Origin of the sequence: Enterococcus sp. AZ177 (assembly GCF_050544585.1) — a bacterium.
In the GTDB taxonomy this organism is placed as follows: Bacteria; Bacillota; Bacilli; order Lactobacillales; family Enterococcaceae; genus Enterococcus_L; species Enterococcus_L plantarum.
The window spans coordinates 2853790-2878276 of record NZ_CP172944.1; the positions used below are offsets into that span (position 1 = coordinate 2853790).

23 protein-coding genes and 1 pseudogene are annotated in these 24487 nt (G+C 31.8%); 6 read left to right on the forward strand and 18 right to left on the reverse strand.

The genetic code is table 11. The features are described 5' to 3' along the window. Positions 1-2: 2 nt before the first annotated feature. Positions 3-1535, forward strand: coding sequence for a GNAT family N-acetyltransferase (locus IGJ34_RS14030; protein WP_430597695.1), 1533 nt, complete (start codon positions 3-5; stop codon positions 1533-1535). Between the two features lie 127 nt (positions 1536-1662). Here IGJ34_RS14030 and IGJ34_RS14035 read toward each other — a convergent pair whose 3' ends face one another. Continuing rightward, positions 1663-4236: a hypothetical protein gene (locus IGJ34_RS14035; RefSeq protein WP_430597696.1), complete on the reverse strand. Its 2574-nt coding sequence runs from the start codon at positions 4234-4236 to the stop codon at positions 1663-1665. 95 nt (positions 4237-4331) lie between these two features. Between IGJ34_RS14035 and IGJ34_RS14040 the strand changes: the two genes are divergently transcribed. Further along, entirely contained in the window at positions 4332-5222 is an 891-nt protein-coding gene (locus tag IGJ34_RS14040) for a tyrosine-type recombinase/integrase (RefSeq protein WP_206836556.1), read from the forward strand. Between the two features lie 209 nt (positions 5223-5431). Here IGJ34_RS14040 and IGJ34_RS14045 read toward each other — a convergent pair. The 13 genes and pseudogenes from IGJ34_RS14045 to rlmH all read right to left on the reverse strand — a co-directional run bounded on the left by IGJ34_RS14045 (position 5432) and on the right by rlmH (position 13815). After that, positions 5432-5898 (reverse strand): annotated as a pseudogene (locus IGJ34_RS14045) (JAB domain-containing protein). Positions 5899-5945: 47 nt separating this feature from the next. Next, positions 5946-6266: a DUF960 family protein gene (locus IGJ34_RS14050; protein WP_206836562.1), complete on the reverse strand. Its 321-nt coding sequence runs from the start codon at positions 6264-6266 to the stop codon at positions 5946-5948. 132 nt (positions 6267-6398) lie between these two features. Next, complete coding sequence (locus tag IGJ34_RS14055; RefSeq protein WP_086277165.1) at positions 6399-6644, reverse strand: hypothetical protein; 246 nt, start codon at positions 6642-6644, stop codon at positions 6399-6401. 69 nt (positions 6645-6713) lie between these two features. After that, positions 6714-6992, reverse strand: a complete 279-nt coding sequence (locus IGJ34_RS14060) for a hypothetical protein (RefSeq protein ID WP_430597697.1) — start codon at positions 6990-6992, stop codon at positions 6714-6716. 4 nt (positions 6993-6996) lie between these two features. Beyond that, on the reverse strand, positions 6997-7320 hold the full coding sequence (locus tag IGJ34_RS14065; RefSeq protein WP_111248032.1) for a hypothetical protein: 324 nt from the start codon (positions 7318-7320) through the stop codon (positions 6997-6999). Positions 7321-7333: 13 nt separating this feature from the next. Beyond that, positions 7334-8617, reverse strand: a complete 1284-nt coding sequence (locus IGJ34_RS14070; RefSeq protein WP_430597698.1) for a hypothetical protein — start codon at positions 8615-8617, stop codon at positions 7334-7336. Between the two features lies 1 nt (position 8618). Then, positions 8619-9017, reverse strand: coding sequence for a DUF1310 family protein (locus IGJ34_RS14075; RefSeq protein ID WP_111247134.1), 399 nt, complete (start codon positions 9015-9017; stop codon positions 8619-8621). Between the two features lie 28 nt (positions 9018-9045). Continuing rightward, positions 9046-9429: a hypothetical protein gene (locus tag IGJ34_RS14080; protein WP_430597699.1), complete on the reverse strand. Its 384-nt coding sequence runs from the start codon at positions 9427-9429 to the stop codon at positions 9046-9048. Next, entirely contained in the window at positions 9413-9826 is a 414-nt protein-coding gene (locus IGJ34_RS14085; RefSeq protein ID WP_206836570.1) for a DUF1310 family protein, read from the reverse strand. Before IGJ34_RS14085 ends, IGJ34_RS14080 begins: the two co-directional genes overlap by 17 nt. Before the next feature lie 443 nt (positions 9827-10269). Then, entirely contained in the window at positions 10270-11160 is an 891-nt protein-coding gene (locus IGJ34_RS14090; RefSeq protein WP_430597700.1) for a hypothetical protein, read from the reverse strand. A 543-nt stretch (positions 11161-11703) separates the two neighbouring features. Continuing rightward, positions 11704-12660, reverse strand: a complete 957-nt coding sequence (locus tag IGJ34_RS14095; protein WP_430597701.1) for a hypothetical protein — start codon at positions 12658-12660, stop codon at positions 11704-11706. 152 nt (positions 12661-12812) lie between these two features. Continuing rightward, on the reverse strand, positions 12813-13292 hold the full coding sequence (locus tag IGJ34_RS14100) for a hypothetical protein (protein WP_430597702.1): 480 nt from the start codon (positions 13290-13292) through the stop codon (positions 12813-12815). Positions 13293-13335: 43 nt separating this feature from the next. Then, positions 13336-13815, reverse strand: a complete 480-nt coding sequence (gene rlmH, locus IGJ34_RS14105) for a 23S rRNA (pseudouridine(1915)-N(3))-methyltransferase RlmH (RefSeq protein WP_069655105.1) — start codon at positions 13813-13815, stop codon at positions 13336-13338. A 423-nt stretch (positions 13816-14238) separates the two neighbouring features. Between rlmH and IGJ34_RS14110 the strand changes: the two genes are divergently transcribed. Both IGJ34_RS14110 and IGJ34_RS14115 read left to right on the forward strand, forming a co-directional pair. Further along, a complete protein-coding gene (locus IGJ34_RS14110) occupies positions 14239-15555 on the forward strand; it encodes a S1C family serine protease (RefSeq protein WP_069655021.1) in 1317 nt (438 codons plus the stop codon). Between the two features lie 153 nt (positions 15556-15708). After that, entirely contained in the window at positions 15709-15993 is a 285-nt protein-coding gene (locus IGJ34_RS14115; protein ID WP_069655020.1) for a hypothetical protein, read from the forward strand. A gap of 198 nt (positions 15994-16191) precedes the next feature. Here the strand turns inward: IGJ34_RS14115 and IGJ34_RS14120 are convergent, their stop codons facing one another. Both IGJ34_RS14120 and IGJ34_RS14125 read right to left on the reverse strand, forming a co-directional pair. Beyond that, entirely contained in the window at positions 16192-16644 is a 453-nt protein-coding gene (locus tag IGJ34_RS14120) for a universal stress protein (RefSeq protein ID WP_069640260.1), read from the reverse strand. A gap of 132 nt (positions 16645-16776) precedes the next feature. After that, positions 16777-19638 carry a Cna B-type domain-containing protein gene (locus IGJ34_RS14125; RefSeq protein WP_430597703.1) on the reverse strand — a complete coding sequence of 954 codons (2862 nt, stop codon included), beginning with the start codon at positions 19636-19638 and terminating at the stop codon, positions 16777-16779. 614 nt (positions 19639-20252) lie between these two features. Here IGJ34_RS14125 and IGJ34_RS14130 point away from each other — a divergent pair. After that, the gene (locus IGJ34_RS14130) at positions 20253-20993 is read left to right on the forward strand and encodes a tyrosine-protein phosphatase (RefSeq protein ID WP_206833859.1); all 741 of its coding nucleotides are present in this window, start codon (positions 20253-20255) and stop codon (positions 20991-20993) included. Positions 20994-21155: 162 nt separating this feature from the next. Further along, positions 21156-21545 (forward strand): hypothetical protein, encoded by a 390-nt coding sequence (locus IGJ34_RS14135; RefSeq protein WP_069640263.1) that lies wholly within the window; start codon positions 21156-21158, stop codon positions 21543-21545. A 191-nt stretch (positions 21546-21736) separates the two neighbouring features. Here IGJ34_RS14135 and IGJ34_RS14140 read toward each other — a convergent pair whose 3' ends face one another. Continuing rightward, on the reverse strand, positions 21737-23077 hold the full coding sequence (locus IGJ34_RS14140) for a dihydrolipoyl dehydrogenase family protein (RefSeq protein WP_430597704.1): 1341 nt from the start codon (positions 23075-23077) through the stop codon (positions 21737-21739). Positions 23078-23153: 76 nt separating this feature from the next. After that, entirely contained in the window at positions 23154-24275 is a 1122-nt protein-coding gene (locus IGJ34_RS14145; RefSeq protein WP_430597705.1) for a YncE family protein, read from the reverse strand. Between the last annotated feature and the right edge of the window lie 212 nt (positions 24276-24487).

Consider the following 24487-nt stretch of genomic DNA (forward strand, 5'->3'; position numbering starts at 1 on the left):
TTATGGAAAATATAATCACACGAATAAATAAATTTAGTTTCTTAGCAAAAGAATCATCTTGTAAATATTTAATTGTCATGGTATGTAATGTAAAAGAAATTACAAAAACACCAGAAAATTATCAAGCAAATCCTGTAGATTCAGAATACTATTCTTTGCAACAATATATCGAAATATCAGAAACAATTAAAGAAATGGGGTTTTCATTAAAAGTTTATTTTGATGAGAATGATTTTATTGAAGAATTTTCTACAGGTAAATTGAAAAATAATAATCCTAAAAAAATAATTGTTTTAAATTCTGCTCAAAAAGGTATCAGTGAAGGTCGAAAATCATTAATTCCAGCATTTTGCGATTTGAATAATATTATACATACTAATAGTAATGCCTATGTAAGTAGTTTTTCTAGAAATAAATATCATTGGTATTCTGTTTTAAGAAATACTAAATCAAATGTTTGTCCAAGTTGGCTTTTTGATCCTCATAAGGGTTGGCTTTTTGATGAGAAGCCAGCTGAAAATATGAAAGTTATCTGTAAACTAAATTCTGAATCATCTAGTATTGGTTTGAAAGAAGAAAATATCTTTACTTATTCAAAATCGAAGGAAAAATTTATAAAAAAAATGAGTCTAGAATATAATTCTCGAATTATTGTTCAAAAATTTATTAGCGGGAAAGAAGTTGAATTACCGGTAATATTAGATTCATATAGCGGAATTGCAATGGAACCTGTTGGAATTAAATTAGGAAATGAAAAAAATCTAAAAAACAAAATTTTGAGTTATGATATTAGAGGGAACAATAAATTTTCTTTTTATAAATTTTCTGAAGATAATCCTACATTAGCTAAACAAATTCAAAAAAATGCTGAAAAAGTTGCTTATGATTTAGGAATTTTTGGATTTGGGAGAATAGACTATCGAATCGATGACAATAATAACTATTTTATTACCGATATATCCACCAATCCACATTTAACAATGAGCATGAGTATTTATTATAATTATAAAAATTTAGGGTATTCTTATGATTTTGTTCTAGCTACACTCTTAGGCTTATCTATCAGTCGAAATCAAGATATATCTTCGTATGAAGAGCATATTCTAACTTCGGGAAAAACAGTATTTTTAAAAAGAGCAATTGTTTCACCAGAAGAATGGATATCTTTGAGAAAAAAAATAGGATGGGAAATACATTCTAAAAGCGTTCATCAAACAGCAATTAACCACACACTTTATGGGATTATTCTGTATGATGCTTCGAAAAAACCAATTGGTATGGGAAGAGTTGTTGGAGATTCAAAATTGTGTTTTTACTTACAAGATATTGGGGTTGTCCCTCGATGGCAAAAGCAAGGTGTTGGAACAAAGATTGTGACGGAATTGTTAGAATATATTAGTAACGTGGCAGATCCTAAAGCAATTGTAGGGTTAATGGCTACAGATGAAGTAACAGAAACATACTATGCCAACTTTGGGTTTAAAACAAGAAAAGAATTACGAAAAGGGGCTGGAATGATTAAAGAACTTTCCTAATAATAAGTATAGAAAAAAATATGAGCTCAAAATGAAAATCAGTTGTATTATATTCCTATACAACAAAAGTCAAAAGTAGAAGTCATTCTTTCAAAAACAATGATTTCTACTTCAATCTTCTTAATGTTTAAATATCCCAATTACTTAATGAAGTAAACATGAATCCTAACTTTTTATAGTCTTCACAAGTTCTAGTTAATGTATGTTCCGCAGTTTCTTTTGTTAAAACGTGTAACCACTGAAATCCTGAGTAAGTAGATTCTTTATTTTTCATCTTTTTTAAAATCAGTTTGGCTCTACGTAATTCGTATACTTTTTCAATATCATTTGATTGCTCAAGTATATTTATATGTTTTTCTATTCTTTCTACCCCGTTTTCAGAAGAGCCATTTAAATAAGAATATACTGCTAGATTATATTGAACTCTGAAATTATATTTTCCTTCCATATCTTTTGTTATCACTTGTATTTTATTCTCATCATTAAGCAGTTTTATAGCAGCATTAAAATCGTCCATTAAAGCATTAAAAATTGATAAATTAGAAACAATAAACAATCGCTCTGCATTTATTGGGAGTTCTTTTACTAGCCCTTTTAATTTTTCTCTACATTCACTGGCATGTAATTGCTTACTCAAATATCCACTTAGATAATAATTGTTTTTCCAAATATGTTGTCTTGGAAAAACAACATTAGGATGTATAGCTATAAATTTTTTAATCTGATTAGAAGTAGTAAATGAATCTTCGTAAAGACCATTAATAAGTTGAGAGGATGCATAGTTTGTCAAAGCATTAAATGTATGGATCAGCCCACCTGTATAATTCTGATTTTCTAAAAAGAATTCTTTCGCTTGTTTAGTCATTTCTAAAGCGACTTCTTCCTTATGAATAGCGTTCGAAATTCGAAAAAGTGTATTTTTTTTGATTAATATATCTATATTATCATTGGGATAGTTTGAAAAAATAGTAAGCAGTCTTTCTCCAATCTCTTGAGCATTTGTTAATCTTCCGGCATGTACATAAATAATCATTAATCGCATCGATAATCGCTCATAGACATCGGGAAAATTCACTTCTAATTCTTGATTTATGATATATTTTTCTAATATATTTACAGCTTTTAACCTGTCTTCATTAACAATTCTTTTAGAATAAGCTAACGCTAATAATAATGCAATCTCAATTTTTTGAGTCATTTCTCCTGTTTTTTTATCGATAATCTCTAGAACTCGGATAGTCGATGAATAATCATTTTTATTTAAATAATCATAAACTTTTTCAAACTGTTCGAGCAAATTTAAGTTTTCTAATGTAAGATTTTCTTTAATCTCTGAATGTATTTCTAAATTATTTCTTAAATCTGAAAGAGCACCCAGAAAATATAACCTTTCTGTTTCTTTTTCTTTATCTTTTACCTGAAATAAATAATTGGCTCTTCTTAAATAATTATGAGGATACAGTTGGGCCACAATTTTTTCTAATTTTTCATGATATTCATTGCGCTTTATGAATGCTCGCGTTTTAAATAGTTCTTGAAAAAACGTAGTTGCAAACATATAACTGTTGTGAGGTCTCTCTCTCAAAATTCTGAGATCTATCACTTTGTTCACAATTGATTGAAATTCATCTGAAGTCAAATTAGAAACCATAGATATTTCTCTTCTAGAAAAAGTATTTCCTAACAAAGAAGCATATTCTAACATTTCTTCTGATTTTTCTGAAGATAAGCTACTTGTATTTAATTTGTCCCTCAAAGCATTATATAATGCTGATTCACCTTCGAAACTGATAGACTTATCTGTAATAATCTCCTCAATTTCTTGAATCATATAAGGTAACTCTTCAAGATTATCTGCTGAAGTTTGCTGAAGTACTTCAATTACTTCGTGTTCAGTTACTTGTTCCATAGATAAAGTCGAGTACTCAAAAATCAAGGTTTCTAAGTCCTTTTTTGACAATGGTGTCATATCAATCTTTTTTGCCGAACATTTTTTTATAATTGTTTGAATTAGCTGTTTTTTGGTGGTGGATAATTCAATATTATTTGATAAAGTAAATATTATTTTAGATTGATTAATTAAAGGATATGTTTCCTCACCATAATCGATCAATTTTTTGACAAGAATCAAAGAATTTTCATCCCATGTATTTATTTCTTCAAAAAAGAAAATATATGTTCTTTTTTCCATCACCTTAGTTAATGAATCGCGAAAATTCTTTTTTTTCAAGAATTTTTTTAATCCTTTTTTTTGATTTAACTCTCTTAACATTTCTTTTGCTATTTTGTAATACATCTTGTTATTAATGGAAGATAAGAAGGCTTCTTCTTCACATTTGAAAAACGGAGTAGAATTTTTATTATTTTTTACTGAATATATGCTTGAAATAAATTGAATAATCACTTGTATAGCCGAATAGTCTTTTTCCATATTTCCATTAAATAATTGTTTTATTTCTTGAGTAAATGGTCCGGTTGATTGTCTAGAAGCCTTGATGAAAGGAGAATAATCGTCATCATTTATCTCATTTTTATGAAAAGTTAAATACTCTATACTAGAATCATCACAAGAATCTAATAAACATGTCACTAATTTACTCTTTCCTGAATTTACATTTCCTTGTAACAAAATAAATTGTTCCTTTTCATTCAAAATTTTTTTCAGTTGTTGTATTGAAATTTCGTGAGAATCTAATAACATAGTTGCTGAAAACCTCCAAATAATTGCGTATTATTAGTAGTTTTATTATATCATATATGTTGTAAAAAAATATAAACTTTTATTAAGGAGAAAATATGGAACGCTATATCAATAGTTTTATTATTTATAAAAAAATGCAAAATCTTTCGACTAAAACAATTCATGCATATACAACTGATTTAAATCAACTTACAAATCACTATGATCCAACTAATGGTACTATTGATGATTGTTTTGTTAATTATACTGATTTTTTAATTCAAACAAACAACTATAAGTCCAACACTAAAAAAAGAAAATTGATTACAATAAAAATGTTTTGGAATTTTTTAACTGAAAAAGAGAATTTACAGCTCATGGCTTTACCTACTATAGCTATACGTAAAGAAAAAAGATTGCCAAAAACACTAAGTGTGCTCGAACTCCGTCGATTAACTAGTAGCGTTAATGACTATCAGCCATCATCTGGTAAAAAAGAACGTGATCACTTAAGAGATAAAGCAATCATCGAGATAATGATTAATTTAGGTCTTCGAATTAGCGAAATCAGTAATATCAATTTGAGCGACTATAATAATGGCGATTTAATTATTCATGGCAAAAATAACAAAGAGAGGATACTTTTTTTAACCACTGATATATCAAAACAAATAATCAATGATTATTTAGTTTGTCGCAAAGAGTATACCCCTTCCCCCACTGAAGATTCTTTCTTCTTAAATAAATATGGTAATCGCTTGTCTATCTTTGGAATTTCAAATATCTACAAAAAATATAGATATTTATCTCAAATTAATTCTTTGTCTACTCCTCACTATTTACGTCACAGTTTTGCAACACAATTATTGAACAATGGTGCTAACTTAAGAGATATTCAAGAACTTTTAGGACATTCAAATATCTCTACAACGGAAATTTACACAAGTGTTTCTTCTACGCGGAAACAAAAAGTTCTTACTCTTTATGGTTTTAGAAACAATTCATAAAGAAATTAGGGTAATTGAAAATGGACAATTACCCTAATTTCTATTTATATGTTTATTTCACCTCTTTTTTCAACAAATACAGGTTTCATAGAATAAGGACTGCTATTTTACTCTATTATGATATTATTTGCGATTTTATTTACTTCGCTCAAATCGCCAACATTATATGGTATAAAAATAACCTTATGAGCTTCCCTCATAAGGCTTCATTACTTACTATCGGTTATATAGCCTTCTACTTTCATAGATAAATAGTTTCCATCACTACCAATAATCAGATGATCCTGTAAGTTGATTTGAAGCAATCGACAAGCTTTTTCTAACTTCGTAGTAAATTCGATATCCGCTAATGAAGCGGTCACACTACCTGAAGGATGATTATGCCCAACACAAATAGACACACTATTTGACAGCAGCGCCATCTTTAAGATATCTCTAGGAAAAGCGAGTGATTGATGGTTCCTATATGAACAACTTGAATAGCCGTTGGTTCATTTTTTACGTTTAAACCAGCGACCACCAAATGTTCTCGGTCTTTTGTTTCAATAAACGGGGCGAATAACTCATAGACAACTTGAGGGCTAGTACAGGTTCTAGCTGCGTAAAAAGTGGAGGATTCTTTCACCAGTTCAAGACTAACAATAGCTACACGTTTTCTCGGTTGGTTTGTTTTCATGTTTTTCGCCTTTATGATTGTTGTAGTTGGTTCTTAGAAAAATGCAGTTAATAATCTTCTGGTAATAACATGGTTTGATGACTATGATCATCGATCACCCATAACTTTTTAATTTGGAAATCAGGCATCTTTCCCTTTATGGTGTAGGTATGATAATCAATGAAAAATGGTTGCTCTTGTCGATGAATCACTTCAATTGCTTGGCGTTGGTTATCTGGATTGAACTCAAAGAGTTGTAAGTAGTCTAATTCTGTTTCTGCTTCACTTCTTTTTTTGTCGATCAATTGCCAGCAATAGAGTTGAATTTCTTTTGGTTCTTGTTCATTCACTCCCTTCGTGATGTAACGATTTTCTTTGTTATCAAACATTTTATTTCCTCCTTAAAACACAAAAATAGACCAACCACCGATTAAGATGATTGATCTTCATAGATATAATATATAATTATTTTTGAGCTAGATACATCAGTTACTCAAGATACAAAACAGAACCAGCTTCTTTCATTGGTTGTTATACTTTTCATAAATAACGTATATAATTGCCATAATCACGGCAAATGGAATAGTTAGCATTAGTCCAGCAATCCCCCATATAAAACAAGCCAACGGATAGGCACCTAATCCATTTTCGCTTGAATCTAGATTAGGAAAAATACTAAAAAGAAATAAAAAAATTGCAGGTATGATTATGAGTATCACTATATTAATAGCAAATAATACTTGGCTTACAAGAAAAATTTTTTTCATTTGTTGCCCCTTTATAGTTTGTTCTAGAGCACTTGTCGCAGGAGTAATGAAATTTTGGGAAAATACCTATTAAAAAGAATCTAACGTTTGTTTTTGTTCCTCAAATACTTGCGTTACCTTCTTACTAAATTGACCTTTCACTGATTCTTGAAAGGAGCTTCCAGTTGAATTAATCATCGAAGATGCTTCACTCATCCCTTTTTCTCCTTTTGTTTTGACTGATTCTTTATCCGTGTTCATTTGGGCACTTGCACTTTTTCCCAGTCCACGTAGCGCTATTTTTTGACTTTCTTTTCGGAACGCTTTTTCTCGTGCTTTTTGTTCCCGTTCTTTTGCTTCTTTTGACACCCCTTTAGCCCTCCTGTTGGATTAATTTTTGACGTTTCTTTCGATAATCAGATTCCGCTTCGTCTTGTTGCTGAATCAAGTTTTTTCGTTCTTGGGTTAATTCTTCCAAGTAATTCGCTTCATTGCGTTGTAATTCTCGTTGTATATCCATTAACGAATCCATAGAACGCTCTCTTTTCCCCACAACTTGCCGTACTTGATACAACAATTCTTGCGTATAATCTTCTCCATTTTGGAGATATTCTTTTACTCTATCTTCTTGCTCCTCCAACTCCACTCTAGTTCTCTGATAATTTTGGAATAATTCTTCTTCTGCATCTATAGTCATTTTTATTTCTCCTCTATGAAACAAGCCCTTTTAATTGGTTCGCTAGTTCTTTGTCTCTTTGAACAAGCTCATTGATTTTACTTCGTATTTCTTGCGCTAATTGTTGGAATTTTTCAGCCATTTTTTTGGCTTTATTTATTTTTTCTTTGTACTCATTCACGGGTTCTGTCACAATACTTTGTTCTGTACAACCACCTTCTGCTAGGGCAGATTTGATTTCTCCTTCAGATAAATCAGTCCCAATCGATCGAGCATCCGTTAAAGTTTCTGTCCATAATTTTTCTGCGTTTTGTATGCCTGTTTGATACACGATCACAACTGATAACATCGCGGTTTCAAATTCTGAGGAAGCATGGCTCACAACCGCTAAGGCTTGACTATCATCTAAATAAATTTGTTCACCAGATGACAGACCCCCACCACTTGCCGTGAATTTCTTCTTTAATTGTTCTAAGTTCTTCACTTGCTCACGCATAATCAACATATTATACGCATGTTTGGCTTGTTGGAATTGTACTAACGATTCCTTCGTTACTTGTAGGTTTCCGTTCTTAAACTGATACCCACCCCACATATGTTGGTCAATCATTCCTGTTTTCTTTGAATCAATAAAAATAAGCATTCCTACATGTGACAATTTAATGTTCCAATCTGTATGTCTATATCCAATGGGAACAATATCTTTTTCATCTACGAAATTAAAGATACGATCTTTTAACTGAGCCACTCGCTTTCGTTGCTTTTCTGTCATCATACAGTAAGCATTCGGTCCTTGATAAAGAAAGGCCCCATTCACTCGGTTTAACTTATCTTTTGAATCCAATGCTCCTAAAGCATATTGGGCATTTGAAGAAGCTTGAGAGTGACCATATACATCAAAGCGAGCATTGGAATATTTGTCCATCGCACTATTTAGCGTTTTAGCAGAAGATTTCATTTGTTTGGTCGGATCGAATATAGTATTCGGTTTTTTATAACTTTTCTCGATATTATTTAAGATTTGCTTGTTGTTGTCCCACCAATCCCGCTTCACTTCTCCAGCTTGACTGCCTATTTTCTCTGGACTTGTAGAGCCTTGATACAGCACCGTTACGTTATTCACTTCAGACGGTTTTTGTACTTTCGGATCTCCGTCTGTAATGATAAAAGCTTGTTCCCCTGTTTTTTTATCGTTCACTACTTTTGATACGTAGCCTATTGTAGTACCATTATTATTTATTTTAACTGGGTCGCCCTCTTTATATGAACGATACTCCATTTGCGCTATATCGACATTTTCTTTATCAGAATATCCCATACTAATTCCCTCCTTTTTTTAACAACTCTTCTAATTCCGCTGTATTTCCACCACCAGAATTTTCTAAAGTGCCATCTTCTGTATTTTTATTTAAAAGATTATACACTCTAAGTTTTTCATCATCATTTATAATTACGTCAAACATAATTCCTCCCATAGGATTGTGTTCTATACTCTCATAATCTATTTCATAAGATTTGATAATTCCCTCTGGCGTTAAAGCTTTTGAATCCAAGTTTTTTAACCCTATTTCTATCTCCCTTTTTGCTTGACCGGTTTTTACCACGTTTACCATTTCATCATTGAATCGTTTGTTATCCATATACACTTTCCCTCCGATACCTAGAATAATAACTAAAACTATTCCTACTCCTATTACTATAAATTTTCTTTTAGTCATCCCTTACACCTCATCATTAATAAGTAAACTATAACATACTTGCAATTTGTTTGGTCGGATCAAATATGGTATTCGGTTTCTTATAACTTTTCTCAATATTATTTAAGATTTGTTTGTTGTTGTCCCACCAATCACGCTTCACTTCTCCAGCTTGACTGCCTATTTTCTCTGGACTTGTAGAACCTTGATACAGTACAGTTACATTGTTCACTTCAGACGGTTTTTGTACTTTCGGATTGCCATCTGTAATAATAAAGGCTTGTTCTCCAGTTTTTTTATCATTTACTACTTTTGATACATAGCCTATTGTTTTTTTACTGTCCCCTTTTCCAATAGTAACAGTATCTCCAACTTCATATTGGTCATACTCTTGTTTAGCGAGTTCAACATTTTCTTTATCTGTTTTCACCATCGACCTTAATCTCCTTGTCTAATAATTCTCTTAAGTCTCCAGATACTCCACCACCACTTTCTTCTAATTCATTATTAGAATTCTTTGACAAAGTAACACGTACATAAAGCTTTTCATTTTTATTAATAATAAGTTTATTCATAATACCACCCATCGGGTTATGTTCAATGCTATTATAATCCACTTCGTAAGATTGAATGATTCCATCTGTTGTTAATGCTTTCGAGTCTAAATTTTTTAACTCTTCTTCAAAAACTTTTTTTGCCTGACCACTATTCACCACATTGACCATTTCATCTTTAAATCGTTTGTTATCCATATACACTTTTCCTCCGATACCTAGAATAATAATTAAAACTATTCCTACTACTATTACTATAAATTTTCTTTTAGTCATCCTTTACACCTCATCATTAATAAGTAAACTATAACATACTTGCAAAATGAATACATTCGTTATTTAAATAGCTAGTAGACATAATCCCGATTAACCACAGCAGAGTCTGTAGCCCACCTATTAAATACAAGCTTTTACTTGATAAATTTAGCTGAAAAGCGTCTGTCAGACGGTCAGTAAAGTTCCTTGACAAGTTATGAATCTTTTTTTGTTTCTGATACTGAAGAACTCCTTCGTTTAGTTTACTCTCTTATTATTTTCCAATAAGTATAGTTTAATAAAAGTAAGAGTAAGAATACAGACCATTTGGTAAAAAGTAATTTCTCATGAGAAATAAAACAGCGTATGACTATAAAACTGACATTATTTACAATTTGAGTAAAAAGACTATAAATAATGTGGTATGCTAATAGTGGTTGATGGTTTTTCTATCCGAATGTAGATTACAGATCTGCTTGAATAAAGATCGGAACATCTTTGCTTTCTGAAAGGATCGAGCAAACTTCTCGCTCAATACTTTTCGCAAAATTCTGCTCTCCGAGCTTCGTTAATAAATGGATATAGTCGTAAATATTTTCTTTATAACTATCGTCACCAGTAATTAAATAACTTGTCAAATTATCCAAGTACTGAATGACTAATTTGTAGTCAAACGTAAGATTGCCTTCTTTTGTAGAGGCTAATCTTAAGTAATAATGACTTTCTTTATATTCTTTTTTACGTAGTAAAGTTGTGATTAAATTGTTTATCATGTTTTTAATAAATTCTGTTGTCTCCACATTTCTGACTTCAATATCTTTAACAGGCAACGCTTTTTTAGCTAGGTGCTTGATTTGCTTATTGTTAAATAGAAAAATTGTATTGGATAATACAGCGTAATCATACTGAAAAAAATACTCTTTTTCTATTAGAAGTTCGTAGATTTGGTTTAATTCTTCTTGGCTTACAGGAGAAATTTCTTTCCAAAAATTGGAGAATAATGTTTTTATCCCGATAAAATTTGCCATTTCCCTAAGATGCATTTCTTTAGAAAAGGTTAATTGGTTGTAGTAGTTAAGTAGCTCTCGTTTACTTAAGTTATCAATTGGATCATTACCACACTGTTTAAACAGTCTACGATACTTTTTTTGTTCCATGCTATCTTCTAAATATTCTGAAAATTCGTCTAGTGGAATAGAGAAACGTTCTAAAATATCTGTTAACTCAGAAAATCTTAAAATCTTTTTTCCTGTTTCAATTTTTGAATAGACGGAAGTATCCGTATGTGTAAGAATATCTTTTTGCTTTAAATTTTTATTTTTTCTAAAAAAATAAAGTGCTTCTTCTACATTCATTATAATTCCACTCCCCTTTTGTATAAGTATAGCATATTATTATATATAAATTGTTTGAAATATCCTATTTTTGAAAGGAGGGATCGCTATGATTACAGTTGCTGCTGCAGTTACTATTTCAGTTTTTATTTGGGTTAATATTTAATTAAACTGCAATTTTATGAAATAACTGTTTAGTTATTTTACTAGACACCCCTTGTATCTTTTTAATGCAAGGGGTGTTTAAATAATTAAGCGCAATATAGCTTTTTCCTATGCTAATCAAGTAATTTGGGAATCATGATGATTGCTTCAGTCCTTATGTTTGGTTAGGGCTAATATCTCGATCAAATACCAACAATGTAATTGAATGTCTTTTCAGACTGCCTTACTCAGTCACTCCTCTCGTTATTAGTATTAAAATATAATCGTCCCAATTTGAACAAAAATTAGACCAACCGTCACTTAAGATGATTGATCTTCTTAGAAATAATTTATATTTACATTGCCCAGTTAATAACAACTAAACTCGTTTAACACAAAGCGTTTCTCATTTTTCCTATTTCAATTCATTCTTTTGTCCTTCTTTGCTAAGTCTATCCATGTCCAAATAAATGAGTAGCCATTCGCTAGTAAAAATAAACTATCCACAAAAATATAAATGGGATCTGTTTTAATATATATCTCCCAGTTCATAGCCGTCATTAAAACGAATAATAAAAAAACAACTAACCAAATGATTGTTAACACACTAGCGCCTATACTCTTTATCATTGCACTTACTCTTCTACTTAGCCATACTTTTCTTAACAGTAGTACTGCAATAAATAGAATGATAAAAGGAATTAGATTCATCATCAACATAACTAGAATTACTAGATCATCAAAAAGTAAAAACACTAACACTATAATACCCACAAGAATAAGTGGCATCAATGCTATAAATAGCGGTTTATTACGACAATACAGATTATTTTTTTTCCAATGATTTATTTTTTTCGTTACCGAATCCATTATTGAAGACCTTGCAATAATCCATGTTGATTCTTCTACTTTATATTTTTGGTAACTATTGCTATATTTTGCAGAAATGCTAACTAACCCATACAATCCGATAATGAGTAAACTTATTCCACCTAACATTTTTAATGGTAGACTGCCATTGCGATAAGAAACGCCACCTTCATCGCCATAAATTTTTATGTCCTGATCAACCAAAAGAATTATTGCCCACATAAAAGTGAACGATCCAACAAAATTACAATAAAACTTCTTCAAACGATTTCGACTGCTAGACTTAAACCTTATAAATGGAGTAACACAGAGTCCTATAGGGGCAAGATAAACAAATAATAATAATCCAGCAGTTAGTAGGACAAACCAAAAATACGCTCCTGAAAATAAATAGTATTGAACTACTTGCCATGTACCAATAATTGCTAACACAACCAAACAAAAGAAACTTATTAACTTATACCTAACCGATAATTCTTGTCCAATTCTAGATGCAAAATTTTTCATTGGCTCATTAATAGAATACATCCGATATAAACAGGCAAACACTATAGAATACACAAAGTACGGTATACACATATATGCAAAAATCAAAAAGAATGGGGCCATAATTTCTCCTAATCTATCATTATATTCGTCTAAAAAATTAACTCTAACCGTTATTTTACCAGAATCGTGGTATCAATTGTGTAAGGTAAAACCTGCTTTCTTAAATTTGCTACAATATCATTCATTTTCACTGTATCTCCTACCACTATACTTTCTACTATCGACAAGTTTTCTTTAGACATTTTTTTCATATCATAGCTAATTAATAGTGAATCCTCTTGTTTATCAATTAATTTTAAGACGAGTACATTTTTATCTAAAATAGCTAATTCTTTATCCAAAAAAGTAGTTGCTACCGTCTCAAAATTTCTGCCATCTGCTGTTACATAATAATTAATCGCTTTATAATTATTCATTTTGGAAATACGTATGTGCCTGAAACTTTTGCAAGCTACAGGTGTTCCCTTCTCTATTACATATTTCTCACTAACGATATATTCTTTTTCTAGCTTTCTTCGATCAATTATGACAAAGATGCCTGTAATAAGTATAGTTACAACAACTATTCCCATTTGTACAAGAAAAAACATAACTTTAACTCCTTTATTTGAACTAACTTATAAAAAAATATCCCTACTTATGATACGGTTCCCCTCGCATTATCCGAAACCCACGATAAATCTGTTCTACCAAAACCAAACGCATCAACTGATGTGGGTAAGTCAATTTTCCAAACGACATCTGTTGCTGACTTCTTTTCATTACCTCATCACTTAATCCCAACGAGCCACCGATTACAAAAGCCAATTGACTCTTTCCATGAATCCCTAATTGCTCAATCTCTTTTGAAAATGCTTCACTACTAAACTGCTTCCCATCTATAGCTAAAACAAAAACATGATCTTGATCCCCTATTTTAGTTAAAATCCGTTCGCCTTCTTTTCTTTTCACCTGAAGCATCTCCGCCTCGCTTAAATTTTCTGGTGCTTTTTCATCGGCTACTTCAATCATTTCGACTTTTGCATAACTTTGCAGACGTTTTAAATATTCATTGATTCCTTGGACTAGGTATTTTTCTTTTAATTTTCCTACAGTAATAATTTTTATTTTCACTCGTTTCACATCTCTTCCTGTTTCCATTTTTCTACTTGTTAACAATTTTATCATGAATGTTTTTACTCTTCCACATACTTTCCCACAAAGTTATACACATATGCACAGACTTATCCACAGTTACAGGTCCAAATATCCTTCATTTCATAGTATTTTGAGATACAAACACATATTCCCATTTGTTTATCCACATTATCCACATTTTGTGGATAACTTTTTAACAGAGGTTTTCCTCTATTTTTCAACCGTTTTTCACATTTTATTGTGTATAAGTATTTCTTAAAATCATTTTTTCATTGTTTGTATCTGTTTTTCTCCCCAACTTGTTCATAAAAAATTCAAAGCTCTTGGGTAGACTAAAGGTGTCTTGAAAGACTATACTAAATAGAACAAATAATGATAATTAAATAGGAGGTTGCTTGTATGCAAAAAAAAGATGTTACACCTAATTCAGATAAAAAGCAAAATGGCTTATTCAAAAAATTTGGGATTGGTTTAGTTGGTGGGTTACTCGGAGGAGCACTGGCTTTCGGTGGTGCGTATGTGATCACTGGTCAAAGTCCATCTTCTAACTCATCTACCACTACAAACACAGTGAAAGATAATAAAGGAGACACGAAGGTCACTAATGTTAATTTAGACGTAACAAGCGATGTGACTAAAGCCGTCGATAAAGTGAAAGACTCTGTGGTTTCGGTCATCAACTTGCAAAGCCCTAGTCAAAATACTTCTGATGGAGGGTTTGGTAGTATTTTTGGTGGAAACGATGGTAGTCAAGAGGACAGTTCAAATTCCGATGGCAGTGATTTACAAGCGGCCAGTGAAGGGAGTGGCGTGATTTATAAGAAAGATGGTAAAACAGCTTATGTTGTGACCAATAATCACGTAGTAGACCAAGCAAAAGGCTTAGAAGTGGTTTTACATGATGGTACAAAAGTTCAAGGTGAGTTAGTCGGTACCGATTCTTATACTGACCTTGCGGTAATTAAAATTTCTTCTGATAAAGTTGATTCAATTGCTGAATTTGGTAACTCAGATAAACTAAAAATCGGTGAACCAGCATTAGCTATCGGTTCTCCATTAGGTTCCGCTTATGCTAACTCGGTGACACAAGGGATCATTTCTTCATTAAACAGAAATATCCAAAATGAAAATAACGGGCAAGCAATCAATATCAATGCAATCCAAACAGATGCCGCAATCAACCCAGGTAACTCTGGCGGTCCCTTAGTGAATATTGAAGGACAAGTAATCGGAATCAACTCTGTTAAAATCGTTCAATCTGAAAGCCAAGTAAGTGTTGAAGGAATGGGCTTTGCGATTCCAAGTAATGATGTAGTAAATATCATCAACCAATTGGAAAAAGAAGGTAAAGTCACTCGTCCAGCTCTAGGTATTTCAATGGAAGAATTAACAAATGTTTCAACGCAACAACGAAAAGAAATCTTAAAACTTCCTGAGTCAGTTCAAATGGGCGTACTTGTTCGTACCGTTCAAACAGCTACTCCAGCTGATAAAGCAGGAATTGAAAGATACGATGTTATCACTAAAATCGATGACAAAGATATTGATTCTGTCACTGACTTACAAAGCGCACTTTATAAGAAAAAAGTCGGCGACAAGATGAAAGTTACCTTCTATCGTGATGGAAAAGAACAAAGTGTAGATGTTGATTTAACTATTGATCAATCCGCACTTAAACAAAACTCATCTAACTCAGACAATTCTCAAAATCCATAATCTCAGTTAAATAAAACTAGGCTGTATTCTTTTCAATGACATGAAAAAGTACAGCCTAGTTTTTTGCTTTAATCATAAAGCTTTATAGGAGGAATAACTCAAAGAATATTGTAGAATAAAGATACAGTAAAAATATTGAAAGAGGGATGCACTATGGCTCACAAATTACGTGAAGAATGGGATAAATTATTTGATAAAAAATATGATTTAGATACAGTAAAAAACGCGAAGCATGATGAAAATGGACATTTCATTACAGGTGACGGTTTGAACACTGAGGTTTTAGGACATCGTTCTATTGAAGATCTAAATGCCATGATGGATGCAGATTGGAATACCTTTTTAAATGATAGTACTTTGTTTACCTCTTTAGAAGAAGGAGAACAAGATAAAGTTCGTTCAAATGGGCCTAGTTTTGCTGAATATAACGGCGACTAGCAAATGTAAGTAAAGTCTATATATCGAATCTACACGTTCTGATGTCGCTGAATAATCACCGACATCTTTTTTTATGAAACTAATTACAGATAAAACTCCTCATCAGTACAGATAAAAGAACACTAAAAAAGCGTAGAAGTTTTTTTCCTCTACGCTTCAAGCTATTTTATTCACGTTCAAATTCAACATAAATCGGGATCATCTCAAAATAAGTAGATTACTAGTCGTATTCTTTATAACATGTTTTGCGACAGATTCTAGTTCTCTTTTAGACAATAATTCATCATAGCTACCTAGGACGATTAAATCCATACTATTTTTTTCGATATATTTATTGATAAAAGATTTTGTACTGCCACTATAAATTGTAGTCACTAATTTGTCTACGCCCTCGGCTTTGACTTTTGAAATAACCTTATCCACATCTTTTTGATAATTTTCGTCATTCTCTTTAATCATATCATATTCATAAGGCATATACATTCCACTATCATATGGTAGATAATTCAGTTGTTCAAGCGCTTCTATTTCAGGTTTGTTAATTAATAAATGAAGTTCAGAATTTTCTCTTTGCGACATAGTAATGACTTCAGCTAATACTCCATTTGGTTCTCCAAATACATCAACCACTGTTACTATTTTTTTATACATAAAATTCACCTCAATTTTTCCTTAAGTATATCATTCATTTGAAATTTATACCTTTAATACAACTTTATATTGGTTTTATTATCTTTTATTTAAGAATTAATTTTTGCGATTCGTGTGCTTTTTATAACCATTTCACTTATGGTATTTTACCTTCTTTAAGCCTACATAACTCACAATTACTATCAATAGTAATCCTATTGCATAGAAAATCCAACTATTTTTTTCTCCCGTTGCTGGATAATCTTTATTAGAGCTATTTTTACTTGGCGTTTTAGGATCATTACCCTTTATTCCATTTTTGGGTATATGGGTATTTGTAATAATAATGTTGCCGCTATTTTCGGCATTGATTGTTGCATCGTATCCCTTAATATTACCTACTTCTTTTACAGTGTAGACAATCGATTGTCCATTTTTTTTCTCTGCCAAATCCGTCCAAGTGGTTGTCCAATTGTTGGCTTCATTTAAGGTAATTTCTTCTCCTGATTTTTCACCATCCGCATATAATTGGACCTTGATGCTGTTAGGACGTATGCCGTCTTGATTGTTTCCATCATTCCACGATTTTGTTACTGTTGCGCTGGTTTTTCCTGGCGTATAATGATTCGTAATAGTTGTTCCTTCTATACTTGTTGAATACTCTGGCACATCATTTTCTGTTACAGTATAAACGATCTCTTGCCCATCTTTATACTTAGGTAAGTTATCAAAATGGTATGTCCAGTTATCTTTTTCCGTTACTTCTTTTGAGTCAACTGGTGCTCCGTTGGCTAAAAGGTTTACTGTTATCGTTGTTGGACGTTTACCGTCTTGATTATTTTTATCATCCCATGTTTTTGTTCCACTGATCTCTGTTACCTCTGGGATATGGGTATTTGTAATAATAATGTTGCCGCTATTTTCGGCATTGACTGTTTTATTGTATCCTTCGATACTTCCTACTTCTTTTACAGTATAGACAATCGGTTGTCCATTTTTTTTCTCTGCCAGATCCGTCCAAGTGGTTGTCCAATTGTTGGCTTCATTTAAGGCAACTTCTTCTCCTGATTTTTCACCATCCGCATATAATTGGACCTTGATACTGTCGGGACGAATGCCGTCTTGATTGTTTCCATCATTCCACGATTTTGTTACTGTTACGCTGGTTTTTCCTGGCGTATAATGATTCGTAATAGTTGTTCCTTCTATACTTGTCGAATACTCTGGCACATCATTTTCTGTTACAGTGTAGACGATCTCTTGCCCATCTTTATACTTAGATAAGTTATCAAAATGGTATGTCCAGTTATCTTTTTCCGTTACTTCTTTTGAGTCAACTGGTGATCCATTTGCTAAAAGGTTTACTGTTATCGTTGTTGGACGTTTACCGTCTTGGTCATTCTTGTCATCCCATATTTTTGTTCCACTGATCTCTGTTACCTCTGGGATATGGGTATTTGTAATATTCACTCCATCACTAATTGCTGTATAATTAGGAACGGAATTTTCTGTCACTGTATAGTCAATCTCTTTCCCCTCTTTGTATTTAGGTAAATCGGAAAATTCATATGCCCATCCTTCATTTTCTGTAACATTCTTTGTTTGAATTATTTCTCCATCTGCTAATAAATTGACCACAATAGATGAGGGGCGTATCCCATCTTGATTATTTCCATCTTCCCATAATTTGACTCCTTTTAGGTCAACTGTTTCAGGTTTATACGTATTGGTTAAAAGAATAGCTTTTCCTTCATCAGTCGAATTTATACTCAAATCATATTTTGAATCAAGTTCTTCTCTAGCCGTATAATATAGAGGATTTCCATTATTATCTTTTATTGGTAAGTTCCCCCAGATATACTCCCAGCCATTTTCTTCATTTAGCTCTTGTACCTCACCAAATTTAGTTTCATTGCCTTGTGTCAGGCTTTCGTTACTTGTATGCGTGTATGGTTTATCGCTCTGATATAATTGTACAGGTAAATTCAATGGACGTATGCCATCTTGATTATTTGAATCCTCCCAATTTTTCAACACTGAAAAAGATGTTTCGGATAAATCTAAATCAATACTAGTTCTGGTAGTTAATGTCCTTTCAATTGGTTGATATCCACCGAGTGGTTGAACTCCACTTGAAACAAATACCAAATAGTAGGGATGTCTAGTCGTGAGCATTGTATCTATATTAAAATAAATGACCGCATCATCGGCTTTATCTTTATCAATTAGGTCTTTCGGTATATCTATAGAGATTGTTCGCTTATTGTAGTCTTTATTGATTGTAGCATCTTTCGTAATATCAGTTATTTTGGAATTTTTATACAGTTGTACCCCTATATTTATCTCTTCATCCTTTACTTGAAGTAATTTTTCTGTTTCTTGATCGATATTGTCTTCAAATTGCAATAAGTAATTATAATTTGTACCATCGTCACCGTTTGGAATAATCTCTTTTGCGTTGATTTCAACGTTATTTATTTTGTTAATCACTTCTTGATACGAAGTATCATCATTGGTCTTTGTTTGCGCTTCTGTGTATAGATCTTTTATTAAAGGATTTGATTCAATTAACTTATTATCAAATTTTCCTCCAGTTAATTTCCAAATAACAACTTGTATTGCAGCATATCTAGTTAACTCGTTTGCATCACGATATCCTTCAACATTTGGTACAGAATTCTGAGTATATTGATTTTCGTAGAAAGTTTGCATCAACCATAGTACTGAGCCAGATATTTTTTCATTCATATCTACTTTATAATCTTGACCTGATGGATAGTATTTACTCTCATCCAAACAAAAATATAAATTTTTATCATTATCGACAATCGTATATAATCTAGAATTCAATAAATTCAAATTAACTAGCTTAACATCAGGATTACCTTTTAAATTAGTATCTAAACGAACATTTTTAATTGGTTCTGGCGGTAAAATAGTCGCCTCCGCCTTGGCAACTTTAGGTAAACAAATAAAACTAAAGAAAATCAACAATAAATATATGTATTTCTTCATCTTTTCATCTTCTTTCTTTTTTATAATTGCATATAAATGGAGTAGTATCTGATTTCCAATAACATTTCAAAGGTAATTTTTAAATTAAACATTTTTTCTAGTTCACTAGAATATACATGTTCTTTTATTAAAATCTACTCACTATTAAAACGTTATTGAAAATCTTATTCTGTATCAAACAGTTTAGATTATACATTACCTTTAGAAATTATAAAAACCGGACACTCGTTATTTAATTATCACATCATGAAATGAAGTTTTCTCTTCCCTAGATATTTAGAGTATCATCTGATTAACTAACTATTCAATATTAATATTTAATTTTATAATATTTTTAATTTAATTTCAAAATAACTGTTTTTATAATAAAAAAAGATGATACACAAGGAGTTTCTCCGCCAATTAATATTTTCTTTTTAAAAAAATATATTTTCTAATAAAATAAAAATTTACACTAAAAATACAATTAATCCTCAATATACTTCTATAAAAATAGAATATTAATTTTTTATAAAGAGTCGCTACTATTAACAATTTCATCTGTCTATTTATTTTACATCCGCAAATATCGCGAGTATTATTACATATACAAATTATGTAGAAAGGTGTTTATTATGATAACAAATTTAAGAGATATAGGTGGCATTACCGTACCTACAGGAACTTTAAAAGAAGGCTATTTCTATCGAAGTGGTCAGTTAGTTGGATTAGAGAAAAAAGACATTCAATTTTTAGAGGATGATTGTAGAATCAAAAAGGTCTATGATTTTAGAAACAAAACAGAAATCTCAGAGCAGCCAGATATGGATATGAACAACATTAAAATAGAGAATATTGATATATTAGCATCTGAGGATTCATCTAGCATCGCTTCTTTACAAGGAATGTTAGATATTGATCAAAGTGATGTCGAAAAAGCGATGTTTGAAACCTATGAGGAACTTGTAATCAGTAATTCTGCACTGTCTGGTTATAGTAAGTTTCTTACGGAAATTTTAGAAGAAAATCAACCTATTCTATTTCATTGTTTTGCCGGGAAGGATCGTACTGGATTTGCAGCTGCTCTTATTTTAAAAATAGCTGGTGCCTCTGATCAAAGCATCATGGACGATTATCTAAAAACAAATGAATCTAGAAAATCAGCAAATAAACAAATTATTGACTCAATGAAAAGCAAACTTACTGAACAGCAACTAAACGCTTTGGAACTTGCTTTAAATGTTGATAAAACGTATTTATGTCATGCAAAAAAAGTTTTAGAAGAGCATTTTGGTTCTTTTGACAATTATTTATTTGAGGGATTAAAACTAGATACTGATTATGTAGATCAATTCAGAAAAAAATTCATTGTTTAGCAGTTGTTGAACATAACCTATCTCAGAAAACGAGGTTGAGATAGTGGCTTCTGTTCCTACCGCTTATTCGAGTTGTCTAAATCGTAGAGGTATGTCCCAATCTCGTTTTAAAATTAATACACTACCATAAAAAAGATCTGCTAGCGAATGGATGGTTATAAAGTGAAGGAAGAATTAAAAGACATCATCTCATATATTCCAATTATTTTTGTTCTTGCATATATCTTATTATTAGCAGATAAAACAGCTAAAATAGGTGTCTTTGGTACGATGATTACATTGTTGATAAACACTGATAACTATGAACTAAAGTATAAAAAAAAAATAAGTGAATCTACTAAATTAAAAATTTTAAAATTTAAAAATATTGCACTTACCTTTTATTGCAGTTGCTACATAACTGGGATTATAAATATTTTCATTACAAACGCTACTCTTCATACAGTAGTAAATTTAGTATTTCCTAGTATATTTTTTTTGATTATCTGGTTATATGTTCAAAAAATAATCCCTACAACGATTGATTATATGGAAAAAAACAGAAAAAAATAACAATGGTATGATTTTAAATTTTTCCGTCGTAATCATAACAAAGCAATTCCTTTTAAGAAGTTTTTCTATGAATGCCAACTATTGTCAAGACTGATATAGCGAGTATTCATCGTGCTATTCTCCTCACTAACAGGGGGAAGGAAACTCAAAGATTGAATTTCCTTCACTCGCATCGATTTTTCTATGTTATTTTAATGATACGCTCTTAACACATCGTTCGCTAATGATGGGTAAGCAAAAATGATTTTTTTCAGCTCTGATTTAGTCCATCCCGCATGCAATGCCATCGTAAAATAATTAATAAACAAATCCGCTTGATTACTTAAGCTAGTTGCACCAACTATTCTATTATCACTTTTCTGATATATAACTTTTACTAACGCAATAGCGTCATTATTTTTTTTATAATCTAGCCAATCAGTCATATCAATCGTTTCAACGCTATATAGATCTTGATGTTCTTTGGCGTGGGAAATTGAGATGCCTACTTGGGCTAATTTAGGTTGACTAAAGGTGGACATCACGGATAATGGATAGTCTATGTTTTTCAGCCCATCTCCGGTCAAATGTTCGACTAAATAGTCTGCCTCCCAAACTGCATATGTAGCTAGTTTTGGTACAGAAGTGTTACTACAATCTCCACATGCATATATAGTTGATATGTTGGTTGTTAGATACTCATCGACGACAATACCGTGTTGATCTGATTCAATCCCGATCCTTTCAATTCCTAAATCAGATATATTTGGTATTCTACCAGCAACACAATAAATAGCATCTGCTTGATACTCGATACCTTTAGCCGTTATGGCACTATAATTGTCTCGATTCTTTTTTACTGCAATAAGCTGTTCATCAAAATGATAGTTTATTCCACGACTTTTATTTAACTCAATCAGCTTATAAACAAGTTCTTGGTCAAAGGCAGCTAAGGCTCGCTCATCATGCTGGATGACAGTCACTTCTGTATCAAAAGCTTCAGCAATGGTTATAAAGGCGAACGCAATAATCCCAGCCCCAATAAAAATTACTTTCTTCGGCAACTCTTTTTGCGTCAAAAAATCAGTACTGTCTTTTAAATAGTCGCTACCTTCAATTTGTAATGTTCTACTTTTTGCACCTGTTGCTATCACAAATTTTTCCCCTTCATATTGAGTGCCAGCTACTTCAATATGATGCTCATCCACAAATATTGCTTCTCCATAAATTGTATCGATTCCAGCCTTTCGCAATGCTGTTTCATGCTCTAGTGATTCAGTGTTCTCGAGTGAATCTATATAGGCCATAGCTGACTGCCAGTTGGGCGTTAGTTCATTTATCGCACCTGTTTTGGCTAGTTGCTGTGCAGTAAGTTTTAGCTCTGCAAAAGCAACCAACTCTTTTTTTCGAGTACTACCGTAGTTTGCAACCGCTCCACCAAACTTGTTAGCTTCGACAATAGCAACACTCAACCCTTTTTTATTTAGTCCGTAAGCAATCGTCAAACCACTTAATCCACTTCCAATAACAATCACATCATACGATTTTGTCATACACTCACTTTCCCATCTAGTTAATTTTAGCTTAGAATGTTTCGCTCTTTACTAAATATTCTTTTTAGTGATTTTATTATTCTTGAAGCAATTTTTTGGTATCGATCCTTAAAACTCGATCAACCCATACTTTTTCGTTTTCTCGATAAGGTTTAGCAGCAGACTCAAAAATCGCATATATTTGTCCTTCACTTGCTGATACTTGTTCTGCATGAGCCGGCATATCAACCACTTTCTCTATATCATTATCTAAAAAACTTTTTTTGTTTGTATCATAATTAAATAGTAGTAATTTAGAGTTGTTGGACGCACCATAAGATTGAGTAACAACTAGTTTATCTTCAACAAACGTAATCCCTTGTAACTCTTTAACGATTGTTTCATTTGTTTTGCTTTTATCTATATCCATAGTTGTGTGGATTACTTGCTCCGAAGCCAATTGCCCTGTCATTTTCCCTCTTTCATCTAAAGGGTACTGTTCTAACTTGCCATCTGATTGACTATCAAAATAGCCGACATATATATTTTTATTTGAATACGTAATGACTGACGCTCTTTTTACTTGTGGTAGTTCTACTTGTTGTGTGTACTTGATTGGTTGAAGCGTATTTTTTAATTCATAGTTTTCTATACTGTCCATTGGAATCGCAACAATTTCTGCTCGATCTTTATGGCGAGCGCAAACCCAGACATTTTTTGCAATCGGATCATATGTGATCCCTCCAACATGGGGATAGCCTTCAAGAACCACTGTTTTTATATACTGATGTGTATTCTTATCCAGCACATAAAAGACTGAATTATGTTTATGTTCATGACAATAAGAAGAAATAAGTAAGTAATCGCCTGCCATCGTGACTCCTTGTGGTGTCATAGAATCGCATTCAACGATTGTTTTTATCTGATTATTTTCAAGTGTTGTTGTACTAAGTAACCCCGGTATCACATACATGCCATTTTCCCTTTTTCCTTCTTGGGATTCGACAGCTAAATTATACAATTCTGAATATCCGATGATTGCTTCAGCCTGTTGCTCGTATGTTTTATAAATGGCAGGTGTTACATTCGTCATAGCTTCTTGCTGTTTCTCTATGTCTGTTGATAATGCCGAATCGTGTTTATTATTGAGTTTTGAACAACCAGAAAAAATCGTCATGAATGAAAGAAAAAGTATCATCCCCTTAAATTGAGTCTGCATAAAATCTCCTCCATTTCCAAATGCTTTATACTTCTTCTATTTCTTTAATTCTATTTAAAAAAATGATAAGTTGCAAATCTAAGGGCATCACTTTTTAAAAAGAGTCGTTTTTATAACAACCTATTCTCAATTAATAGATAGATTTAGCGTAATTAGAATAAATGAATAGGGACTGGAAGAAAACACCAAGTGTTTTCTTCCAGTCCCTAACA

Bases quoted from the DNA above. Each gene is read 5' to 3' on its own strand.
- IGJ34_RS14030 (WP_430597695.1), top strand. From the start codon at position 3: ATGGAAAATATAATCACACGAATAAATAAATTTAGTTTCTTAGCAAAA.
- IGJ34_RS14035 (WP_430597696.1), bottom strand. From the start codon at position 4,236: ATGTTATTAGATTCTCACGAAATTTCAATACAACAACTGAAAAAAATT.
- IGJ34_RS14040 (WP_206836556.1), top strand. From the start codon at position 4,332: ATGGAACGCTATATCAATAGTTTTATTATTTATAAAAAAATGCAAAAT.
- IGJ34_RS14050 (WP_206836562.1), bottom strand. From the start codon at position 6,266: ATGTTTGATAACAAAGAAAATCGTTACATCACGAAGGGAGTGAATGAA.
- IGJ34_RS14055 (WP_086277165.1), bottom strand. From the start codon at position 6,644: ATGAAAAAAATTTTTCTTGTAAGCCAAGTATTATTTGCTATTAATATA.
- IGJ34_RS14065 (WP_111248032.1), bottom strand. From the start codon at position 7,320: ATGACTATAGATGCAGAAGAAGAATTATTCCAAAATTATCAGAGAACT.
- IGJ34_RS14070 (WP_430597698.1), bottom strand. From the start codon at position 8,617: ATGGGATATTCTGATAAAGAAAATGTCGATATAGCGCAAATGGAGTAT.
- IGJ34_RS14075 (WP_111247134.1), bottom strand. From the start codon at position 9,017: ATGACTAAAAGAAAATTTATAGTAATAGGAGTAGGAATAGTTTTAGTT.
- IGJ34_RS14080 (WP_430597699.1), bottom strand. From the start codon at position 9,429: ATGGTGAAAACAGATAAAGAAAATGTTGAACTCGCTAAACAAGAGTAT.
- IGJ34_RS14085 (WP_206836570.1), bottom strand. From the start codon at position 9,826: ATGACTAAAAGAAAATTTATAGTAATAGTAGTAGGAATAGTTTTAATT.
- IGJ34_RS14090 (WP_430597700.1), bottom strand. From the start codon at position 11,160: ATGAATGTAGAAGAAGCACTTTATTTTTTTAGAAAAAATAAAAATTTA.
- IGJ34_RS14095 (WP_430597701.1), bottom strand. From the start codon at position 12,660: ATGAAAAATTTTGCATCTAGAATTGGACAAGAATTATCGGTTAGGTAT.
- IGJ34_RS14100 (WP_430597702.1), bottom strand. From the start codon at position 13,292: ATGTTTTTTCTTGTACAAATGGGAATAGTTGTTGTAACTATACTTATT.
- IGJ34_RS14110 (WP_069655021.1), top strand. From the start codon at position 14,239: ATGCAAAAAAAAGATGTTACACCTAATTCAGATAAAAAGCAAAATGGC.
- IGJ34_RS14115 (WP_069655020.1), top strand. From the start codon at position 15,709: ATGGCTCACAAATTACGTGAAGAATGGGATAAATTATTTGATAAAAAA.
- IGJ34_RS14120 (WP_069640260.1), bottom strand. From the start codon at position 16,644: ATGTATAAAAAAATAGTAACAGTGGTTGATGTATTTGGAGAACCAAAT.
- IGJ34_RS14125 (WP_430597703.1), bottom strand. From the start codon at position 19,638: ATGAAGAAATACATATATTTATTGTTGATTTTCTTTAGTTTTATTTGT.
- IGJ34_RS14130 (WP_206833859.1), top strand. From the start codon at position 20,253: ATGATAACAAATTTAAGAGATATAGGTGGCATTACCGTACCTACAGGA.
- IGJ34_RS14140 (WP_430597704.1), bottom strand. From the start codon at position 23,077: ATGACAAAATCGTATGATGTGATTGTTATTGGAAGTGGATTAAGTGGT.
- IGJ34_RS14145 (WP_430597705.1), bottom strand. From the start codon at position 24,275: ATGCAGACTCAATTTAAGGGGATGATACTTTTTCTTTCATTCATGACG.